Here is a 704-nt window from a genome sequence, read left to right on the forward strand (position 1 = left end):
TCTCAATTGTAATCCGAGATTCCATACCCACTATCTCGGATGAGTATTACAAGTTAATAATTATAGGCGTAAGAGAGGGGTATGGATTCTCTCTTACAAACATGCGAGACCAACTGGAAGGTTGGTCTCATTTTTGTTATGCTTTGATTTCTGGCGGTTGGAAAGGAGCTACCATGTCAAAGTTTTTATCATATGAAGATCGTTTGATCATAGCCCAGCGACTCCAGGAGAGTGCCTCCTTCGGAGAGATTGGTAAAGAACTGGGACGTGATCGCACAACCATTGCGAAGGAGGTAAAAAAGTATTCTTACGACAAGAAGAGCGGTCGTCCCGGCTATCCATATAACCCGTGTAAGTTCCGCGTTTCATGTAAGGCCAAGAAAATATGTGGATCAAGATGTACTCATGAATCGGCATACAAATGTAGCATCTGTTCCGAGTGCACCGTACACTGTCCTGATTTTGAGGAAGACATCTGTTCTGTTAAGAGTAAACCTCCCTATGTTTGCAATGGATGCAGAGAACTTCCAAAATGTACACTCTTAAAGCGTATCTATGATCCGGCTGATGCCCATGAAATGGCTCATAAAAGCATTTCTGAATCCAGAACAGGAATCCTGTTAAATGAGGATGATATAGCCAGGATCAATGGTATAATCAGTCCTTTGGTTCGCAACGGGCAGTCACTGCATCAAGTTTACCTG

Annotated in this window: 1 protein-coding gene; it reads left to right on the forward strand. The window is 42.9% G+C overall.

Annotation, left to right across the window (positions count from 1 at the left end; genetic code table 11):
- Positions 1–173: 173 nt before the first annotated feature.
- Positions 174–704 (forward strand): helix-turn-helix domain-containing protein (locus tag ACTNEN_RS13315; RefSeq protein WP_441206951.1); only part of this gene is annotated, 531 nt, incomplete at its 3' end.

It is taken from the genome of Oribacterium sp. HCP28S3_H8, assembly GCF_052064775.1.
Classification (GTDB): Bacteria; Bacillota; Clostridia; order Lachnospirales; family Lachnospiraceae; genus Oribacterium.